This is a genomic window from uncultured Ferrimonas sp. (genome assembly GCF_947489035.1).
Taxonomy (GTDB): domain Bacteria; phylum Pseudomonadota; class Gammaproteobacteria; order Enterobacterales; family Shewanellaceae; genus Ferrimonas.
Window position 1 is genome coordinate 1 of the sequence record NZ_CANLCI010000080.1, and the last position, 399, is coordinate 399.

Annotated in this window: 1 protein-coding gene and 1 tRNA gene; both read left to right on the forward strand. The window is 47.1% G+C overall.

What is annotated here, in order from left to right; genetic code table 11:
• Position 1: 1 nt before the first annotated feature.
• A tRNA-Thr gene (locus Q0796_RS18170) sits at positions 2-77 on the forward strand.
• A gap of 230 nt (positions 78-307) precedes the next feature.
• Positions 308-399, forward strand: a 92-nt coding sequence (locus tag Q0796_RS18175; RefSeq protein WP_001978617.1) for a GTP-binding protein, incomplete at its 3' end; no start/stop codon positions are given.

A 399-nucleotide genomic window follows, 5' to 3' on the forward strand; every position in this document is an offset into this window, starting at 1 on the left:
TGCTGATATAGCTCAGTTGGTAGAGCGCACCCTTGGTAAGGGTGAGGTCCCCAGTTCGACTCTGGGTATTAGCACCACTTCTTTAAAAAGAACATGAATCCTCTTGATTACGGCACAGTTCCGGCAAGAGGATTTGTTGTATCTGCGCAATAAGTGAAATCCCTAGATTTTTACTTCGCTGGTTTAGCGTTGAAACCGCACTGCGGCATCCGTTATTGACCAAGCGTTTGGCGGGAGAGGTATTATACTGATCCCGAATAACCCAAAACCAAAGTGGCAAGTCCGCTTAGTTTGACCGAGGCACAACATGTCTAAAGAAAAATTTGAACGTACGAAACCGCACGTAAACGTTGGTACCATTGGCCACGTTGACCACGGTAAAACCACTCTGACCGCTGC